The organism is Pseudonocardia sp., from assembly GCF_050246655.1.
GTDB lineage: Bacteria > Actinomycetota > Actinomycetes > Mycobacteriales > Pseudonocardiaceae > Pseudonocardia.
On record NZ_JBFWVQ010000174.1, the window covers coordinates 1 to 8,028 of the forward strand.

The 8,028-nt window shown below is 71.0% G+C and carries 6 protein-coding genes and 1 pseudogene; 4 read left to right on the forward strand and 3 right to left on the reverse strand.

Annotation, left to right across the window (positions count from 1 at the left end):
- Nucleotides 1–131 (reverse strand): ATP-binding protein (locus AB7J25_RS29030; RefSeq protein WP_428514294.1); only part of this gene is annotated, 131 nt, incomplete at its 3' end.
- A gap of 64 nt (nt 132–195) precedes the next feature.
- Entirely contained in the window at nt 196–1,314 is a 1,119-nt protein-coding gene (locus AB7J25_RS29035; RefSeq protein ID WP_428514284.1) for an NDMA-dependent alcohol dehydrogenase, read from the reverse strand.
- Between the two features lie 206 nt (nt 1,315–1,520).
- On the opposite strand from AB7J25_RS29035, the gene AB7J25_RS29040 reads away from it, so the two are divergent.
- From AB7J25_RS29040 to fdxA, 4 genes are all read left to right on the forward strand, one after another.
- On the forward strand, nt 1,521–3,080 hold the full coding sequence (locus tag AB7J25_RS29040; protein WP_428514286.1) for a benzoate-CoA ligase family protein: 1,560 nt from the start codon (nt 1,521–1,523) through the stop codon (nt 3,078–3,080).
- A 261-nt stretch (nt 3,081–3,341) separates the two neighbouring features.
- Nucleotides 3,342–5,045 (forward strand): 2,3-epoxybenzoyl-CoA dihydrolase, encoded by a 1,704-nt coding sequence (gene boxC, locus AB7J25_RS29045; protein WP_428514288.1) that lies wholly within the window; start codon nt 3,342–3,344, stop codon nt 5,043–5,045.
- A gap of 2 nt (nt 5,046–5,047) precedes the next feature.
- On the forward strand, nt 5,048–6,460 hold the full coding sequence (gene boxB, locus AB7J25_RS29050) for a benzoyl-CoA 2,3-epoxidase subunit BoxB (protein ID WP_428514290.1): 1,413 nt from the start codon (nt 5,048–5,050) through the stop codon (nt 6,458–6,460).
- A 95-nt stretch (nt 6,461–6,555) separates the two neighbouring features.
- On the forward strand, nt 6,556–6,897 hold the full coding sequence (gene fdxA / locus AB7J25_RS29055; protein ID WP_428514292.1) for a ferredoxin: 342 nt from the start codon (nt 6,556–6,558) through the stop codon (nt 6,895–6,897).
- A gap of 70 nt (nt 6,898–6,967) precedes the next feature.
- Here the strand turns inward: fdxA and AB7J25_RS29060 are convergent.
- Nucleotides 6,968–8,028: pseudogene (locus AB7J25_RS29060) on the reverse strand (hypothetical protein); the annotation flags it as partial.

Genomic DNA, 8,028 nt, shown 5'->3' on the forward strand with positions numbered 1-8,028 from the left:
CGGGCGATCGAGCGCAGCAGCGTGGACTTGCCCGTCCCCGGCGGGCCCTCGATCACGATGTGGCGGCCGGTGGCCAGCGCCACGGTGAGCACCTCGCGCTCGCGACGCAGGCCGATGACCGGTGTTGTCACGGATCCCTCCCTGGACCCCGACGGCCGTGCCGGACTCCCGGCACGGCCGTCGACGTGCGAACGATCAGGAGTTCGGGTCGTGGATGATCACGCCGCGGATGTTGACGCCGTTGAGGAGGTCCTCGTAGCCCTTGTTGACGTCGTCGAGGGTGTAGGTGTTGGTGATCAGCTCGTCCAGCTTGAGCTGGCCGGACTGGTACATGTTGACCAGGCGCGGGATGTCCTTGTACGGGTCGCCGGAGCCGAAGAGCGAGCCCTGGATGCGCTTCTCGAACAGGGTGAGCAGGGCCCCCGGCAGCTCGATGGTGTTCTTGGTCGGGTCGGCCAGGCCGGTGACGACGACGGTGCCGCCCTTGCGGATGGCGTGGAAGGCGTTCGTGGTGACCTCGGCGTCGACGATGCCGACGGTGACGATCGCCTTGTCCGCACCCACGCCGTGGGTGAGCTGCTGGATCAGCTCGTGGGCCTCCTCGGCCGTGGCGCAGGAGTGGGTGGCGCCGACCTGCTCGGCCATCTCGCGCTTGTTGGCCAGCGGGTCGATGGCGACGACGTTCGCCGCACCCGCCAGCGCCGCGCCCTGCACGGCGTTGACCCCGATGCCGCCGACGCCGTAGATGGCGATGGTGTCGCCGACCTCGGTCTCGGCCGCGTACACCGCGGAGCCGAACCCGGTGGGCACGCCGCAGCCGATGAGCACGGCCTTGTCCAGCGGCACGTCGTCCGCGACCTTGATCAGCGACTCCTGGCGGACGGTGGCCCGCTCGGCGAAGGTGCCGATCATGCACATCGCGCCGAGGTCCTCGCCGTCGAGGTGGAAGCGGTAGCTGCCGTCGGGCATGCAGCCGTCGAGGATCGTGGCGCCCCAGTCGCAGATGTTGGTCTTGCCGCTGGAGCACCAGCGGCAGGCGCCGCAGACGGGCAGGAACGAGCAGATCACGTGGTCGCCCGGCTTGAGCCGGGTGACGCCGGGGCCGACCTCCTCGATGATCCCCGCGCCCTCGTGACCGGCGACGATCGGGAAGCGCGGGACGATGTCGCCGTGCCGCAGGTGCTCATCGGAGTGGCAGAGACCGGCCGCGACGTACTTGATCAGGACCTCGCCCTCCTTGGGCCCGTCGAGGTCCAGTTCCACGATCTCGAAGGGCTGGTGCACAGCACGGAGGATGGCGGCCTTGGTCTTCATCGACACTCCAGGGTCTCGGGCCCGCGACCGGGCCGATCGGGACGACACGGGGCAGTGCTCCGCGCCACACTGGGCGTTCATAGCAGGACGGCCATGCGTCCCGATACCCCCGACCGGAGAGGAGAGATCTTCTACATGCGATTGACGTGCCGTCGAGTAGCGGTAGTGTTTCGACGCCCGTGCCCACCACCTGCGGAGCGTCGCCGATGACGGAGCCCTTCAACGCCGCCACCTACCTCACCCGCGCGGACGGCGGGCGCGCTGGCCGGGTCGCGATCCGCCATCCGCGCGGCACGCTCACCTACGCCGAGCTGGAGGCCGAGGTCCGCCGGGTCGCCGCCGGGCTCGTCGCACTCGGGGTGCGCCCCGAGGAGCGGGTGATGCTCGTGATGGTCGACGACGTCGAGCTGCTCACCGGCATCCTCGGCGCGATGCACATGGGGGCCGTCGCCGTCCCCTGCTCGACGATGCTCACCGGCCGCGAGCTGGCCACGCTCCTGGTCGACTCCCGCGCCCGGGCGCTGCTCGGCAGCCACGAGTTCACCGCGAGCGTCGAGACGGCCGCGGCGGACGCGCCGGACCTGCGGCACGTCGTGCTCACCGGCGACACCGCGCCGTCCACGCCCGCCGAGAACCACACCTGGGAGGCGCTGCGCGGACACGGCGAGATCGACGCCTACCCCACCTGGGACGAGTCGCCGGCGCTCTGGCTCTACACCTCGGGCACCACCGGCACCCCCAAGGGCGCCATGCACCGGCACGCCGACATCCGGTTCGTCGCCGAGACCTACGGGCGCCGGGTCCTCGGCGTCACACCGGACGACGTGTGCCTCTCGGCGGCGAAGCTGTTCTTCGCCTACGGCATCGGCAACTCGTGCTTCTTCCCGCTCGCACTGGGCGCATCCGCGGTGCTGGAGCCGTCGCGGCCGAACCCCCGGCTGTTCGCCGACCGCATCCGCGAGCACGGCGTCACGCTGTTCTTCGGCGGGCCCAGCCTGTGGGGCCCGCTGATGGCCGCGGACCTGCCGCGCGAGACGTTCGCGACCGTCCGCAACGGGATCTCCGCAGGCGAGGCGCTGCCGCCGCGGATGTACCACGGCGTGCTGGAGCAGTACGGCTTCGAGATCCTCGACGGCATCGGCTCCACCGAGGCGCTGCACATCTTCATCTCGAACGTCGCGGGCAAGGTCGTCCCCGGCTCGTCCGGCTTCCCGGTGCCCGGCTACCGGGTCGAGCTGCGCCGCGAGGACGGCTCGCTCATCGACGGCGCAGGCGAGCCCGGGATGCTCTACGTCGCCGGCGACTCGCTGTGCACCGGCTACTGGTGCCGCACGGACGTCAACCGGGCCGTCTTCCAGGGCGAGTGGATGCGCACCGGCGACCAGTACGTCCGCAACGCCGACGGCAGCTACACCTGCCTGGGCCGGGCGAACGACGTGCTGAAGGTCGGCGGGATCTGGGTCTCGCCGACGGAGGTGGAGACCCGCCTGCTGGAGCACCCCGATCTCGCCGAGGCCGTGGTCGTCGGTATTCCCGACGCCGACGGCCTGGACCGGCCGATCGCGTTCGTCGTCGTCCGGGAGGGACGGCAGGTCTCGCCCGAGGAGGTCGTCGCGTTCTGCCGGGCCGGGCTCGCGTCGTTCAAGCGGCCGCGCGAGGTGATCGCGGTGACCGAGCTGCCGAAGACGGCCACCGGCAAGATCCAGCGGTTCCGGCTGCGGGAGATGGCGACCGCGACCGCGGAGGTGGCGGAGACGACCGGCTGACCCGGGAGCGGGGGCGGGCGCCGGCACCGGCGCCGGATCGCCGGCGGCCTGACGGCCGGCGGCCGGTGGCCGACGGCCCGATCCCGGTCGCGCGAACGGCACGTACGGGAAATAGGTCTTCCCGTACGTGCCGTTCGCGCGACTCCACCGGGTACACCGACGACGACTCCGGCGTGCACCGCCGCGACCTGATGTTCTACAGCTCTGGATACCAACGCAACGAACATGTAGAGTATTGAGCTAATCCACGGGAGGGCCGCGATGACCACCACACTCGACCCCGACCAGGCCGGGACCTCGACGGCGAAGGTCTCCTTCGACACCGAGCCGTCGGCGTACCGGCACTGGACGCTCGACGTGGACGGCCCCGTCGCCACCCTGCGCCTCGACATCGACGAGGACGGCGGGCTCGTCCCCGGCTACGAGCTGAAGATGAACTCCTACGACCTGGGCGTCGACATCGAGCTCTACGACGCCACCCAGCGCCTGCGCTTCGAGCACCCGGGCGTGCGGGCGGTCGTGGTCACCAGCGCGAAGGACCGCAACTTCTGCGCGGGCGCGAACATCCGGATGCTGGCGCAGTCCAGCCACCCCTGGAAGGTGAACTTCTGCAAGTTCACCAACGAGACGCGCAACGGCATCGAGGACGCCACCGCGAACTCGGGCCAGACCTACCTGGCCGCGGTGAACGGCACCGCCGCGGGCGGCGGCTACGAGCTCGCCCTGGCCTGCGAGCAGATCCTGCTCATCGACGACAACTCCTCGGCCGTCTCGCTGCCCGAGGTGCCGCTGCTCGGCGTGCTCCCCGGCACCGGTGGGCTCACCCGCGTCACCGACAAGCGCAAGGTGCGCAAGGACCGCGCGGACGCCTTCGCCACCCGCGCCGAGGGCGTGCGCGGCAAGCAGGCCGTCGAGTGGCGGCTGGTCGACGAGGTGATCCCGAAGCGGCGCTGGGACGAGACGGTCGCCGAGCGCGCAGCGACCGCCGCCGAGCGCTCGACCCGCCCCGCGGACGCCCGCGGCATCACCCTCACCCCGCTGCGGCGCGAGGAGGACGCCGACGGCATCCGGTACCGCCACGTCCACGCGCGCTTCGACCGCGCCCGCGGCCTGGTCGAGATCACCGTCGACGGCCCGGCCGGCGACGTCCCGGACACCGTCGAGCGGGTGCACGAGCTGGGTGCGGACTTCTGGCCGCTCGCCGTGACCCGCGAGCTGGACGACCTGATCCTGCGGCTGCGCGCGAACGAGCTGGAGCTGGGCACCTGGGTCGTCCGCACCCGCGGCGACGTCGAGGACGCGCTGGCCTTCGAGCGGGTCATCGCGCAGCACAGCGGTTCGGACTGGCTGGTCAACGAGATCCGCCACTACTTCAAGCGGGTCCTCAAGCGCCTCGACGTCACGTCGCGCTCGCTGATCGCGCTGATCGAGCCGGGCTCGTGCTTCGCGGGGGCGCTGCTGGAGCTGGCGCTGGCGTGCGACCGCCAGTACATGCTCGACGGGTTCATGGAGGACGACGCGCAGGAGGGCGAGCCCGCCCAGATCGTGCTGTCGGCGTCCAACTTCGGCACGTTCCCCATGCCCAACGGGCTCTCCCGGCTGGGCTCGCGGTTCTACGGCGACGAGGACACGGTCGCCAAGCTGCGCCAGGAGACCGACCGGCGCATCGAGGCCGCCGAGGCGCAGGAGCTGGGGCTGGTCACCGACGCCCCCGACGACATCGACTGGGACGACGAGATCCGGATCATGCTGGAGGAGCGGGCGTCGCTGTCGCCGGACGCGCTCACCGGCATGGAGGCCAACCTTCGCTTCGTCGGGCCGGAGACGATGGAGTCGCGGATCTTCGGCCGGCTCACGGCCTGGCAGAACTGGATCTTCGTTCGACCCAGCGCGTCCGGGCCCGAGGGGGCGCTGCGCAGGTACGGCACGGGCCGCAAGGCCGACTTCGACCGCAAGCGGGTGTGACCATGGCCATCGACTACTCCGAGAAGATCCCCAACAACGTCGACCTCGCAGGCGACCGCAAGCTCCAGCGGGCGCTGGAGTCCTGGCAGCCGAACTTCCTCAACTGGTGGCGGACGATGGGCCCGGCCCTGCCGACCGAGGACGTCTACCTGCGCACGGCGATCAACGTCGGCCGGGACGGCTGGGCGCACTTCGGGCACGTCGCGATGGAGGAGTACCGCTGGGGCGTGTTCCTCGCCGAGCGCAACGCCGACCGCCGGATCGCGTTCGGTGAGCAGAAGGGCGAGGCGGTCTGGCAGCAGGTGCCCGGCGAGTACCGCTCCGACCTGCAGCGGCTCATCGTCGTCCAGGGCGACACCGAGCCCGCCTCGGTGGAGCAGCAGCGCCGCCTCGGCGAGACCGCACCGTCCCTCTACGACCTGCGCAACCTCTTCCAGGTCAACGTCGAGGAGGGCCGCCACCTCTGGGCGATGGTGTACCTGCTGCACGCCTACTTCGGCCGGGGCGGCCGCGAGGAGGCCGAGGCGCTGCTGCAGCGCAACTCCGGCGACCTGGACAGCCCGCGCATCCTGGGCGCGTTCAACGAGGAGACCCCGGACTGGCTGTCGTTCTTCATGTTCACCTACTTCACCGACCGGGACGGCAAGTACCAGCTCGGGACGCTGAAGGAGTCGGCGTTCGACCCGCTGTCGCGCACCTGCGAGTTCATGCTCAAGGAGGAGAGCCACCACATGTTCGTCGGCACCACGGGTGTCGACCGGGTGGTCACCCGCGCCGCCGAGCTGATGCACGAGCACGACACCGACGACATCGCTCCGCACGGTGGCATCTCGCTGGACGTGATCCAGCGCTACATCAACTTCCACTACTCGGTGTCGCTGGACCTGTTCGGCTCCGAGCAGTCCACGAACGCGGCCAACTACTTCACCGCCGGGCTCAAGGGCCGCTGGCAGGAGGAGCGCCGCCGCGACGACCACGTGCTCACCGAGGACTCGGCGCTCGTCGCCGTCGTCCGCGACGGGGAGATCGGCACCGACGAGGTCCCGGCGCTGCTGGCGCTCAACCACGACCTGCGCAACGAGTACGTCGCGGACTGCGAGAACGGGCTCAAGCGCTGGAACCGGGTGCTGGAGCAGGCCGGGATCGACCGGCGGCTGTCCCTGCCGCACGTCGGGTTCAACCGGCACGTCGGGCTGTTCGCCGAGCACCACATCACGCCGCGCGGGGACGTCGTGTCCTCCGAGGTGTGGGAGGCGAAGCGGGACTCCTGGCTCCCGTCGGACGCCGACCGCGCCCACGTCCAGTCGCTGATGCGGCCGGTCTACGAGCCCGGCAAGATCGCCGGCTGGATCGCCCCGCCGACCAAGGGCATCAACGGCCAGCCCGTCGAGTACGAGTACGTCCACTTCCCCTGATCCGCCGTCCCCCCGTCGAGAACGACGTTGTGGTGATCAACGGGGTGTTTCGATCAGCATAACGTCGTTCTCGACGCGACTGCCTGGAGGTGACCGTGCCGTACGTGATCGCGGGCCCGTGCATCGACGTGATGGACCGCTCGTGCGTGGACGAGTGTCCCGTCGACTGCATCTACGAGGGCGCCCGCAAGCTCTACATCTCCCCGGTCGAGTGCATCGACTGCGGGGCGTGTGAGCCGGTGTGCCCGGTCGAGGCGATCAGCCAGGACCGGGCGGTCGATCCCGACCAGGAGACACACGTCGAGGACAACGCGCGCTTCTTCGACGAGATCCTTCCCGGCCGCGACGAGCCGCTCGGCTCCCCCGGTGGCGCCATGGGGATCGGCGCCGTCGGCGTGGACACCGAGATGGTCGCCAAACACGAGGCCGACGGCTGACCGGCGTGCGCCGGCCGGGGACCCGACGACGTGTCCCCGGCCGGCCCGGCCTTACCGTCGCTGCGCCGCGTCAGCGGTACAGCTCTGCGGCCAGCTGCGGGGTGAGCACCCCCGGCTGCTGCTTGTCGTGGAACCGCAGCTCGGCGTAGGTGACCACGATCGCGGCGGTGCCGACGATCCCACCCACGATGCCGAGCAAGCCCTGCACGATCGCCCCGATGACCGAGGCGGGCCCGCCGGCCACGGCCACGATGAGCCCGACGATGAAGTAGTACACGATCCCCGCGAGGAACAGCAGCAGCATCCGGCCGAGCGTCGGGCCGAAGCGGTTGTTGAACAGCGCGAAGCAGCGGCCGATCCCGCCGCGCTCGATCACCACGACGCCGGTGAGGGTCGCGGCGAACACGCACAGCAGGTAGATGCCCGGAAGGATCAGCAGCACGAAGCCGACCGCGACGAGCAGGCCGGCGAGGATGCTCCAGCCGATCAGCGGGAGCAGCCGCGACGGGGCGAACTTCACCGCCGCGGCGAGATCGCCCGGCCCGCCGTTGGCCTGGGTCACGACGACGTGGACGGCCGCGATCGCGCCGATCAGCGCCACCAGCCAGTTGATGAGCGCGCCGAGGAGCGGCAGGCCGACGAAGCTGAACCCGACCTGCCCCGAGGCGAAGTCCTCCGGGGCGAGGTTCGTCATGCCGGGGCCGAGCAGCAGCGACACGATGATCGCGATGACCGCCACGGCGAGCTGGATCTGCAGCAGCGGCACGAGGCTGCGCTGCACCGTGCCGATGATCCGCTGGACCCAGCCACCCAGGTCCGGCGGCACGAGCGGGTCGCCGGGTGGGGGGACCCCCGGCCCGCCGCCCGCGTAGGGCGGGTACGGCTGCTGGCCGTAGCCCTGCTGGGGGTAGCCGCCCTGCTGCGGGTAGCCGCCCTGCTGCGGGTAGCCGCCCTGCTGCGGATAGCCGCCCTGCTGCGGATAGCCGCCCTGCTGCGGATAGCCGCCCTGCTGCGGGTAGCCGCCGGGCTGCTGCGGCTGCTGTTGCGGCTGCTGCGGATATCCCTGCGGGGGGTACTGCTGCCCGCCTGGCGGCGGCCCCCAGCCGCCGGGATTCTGCGGAGGCGGACCGT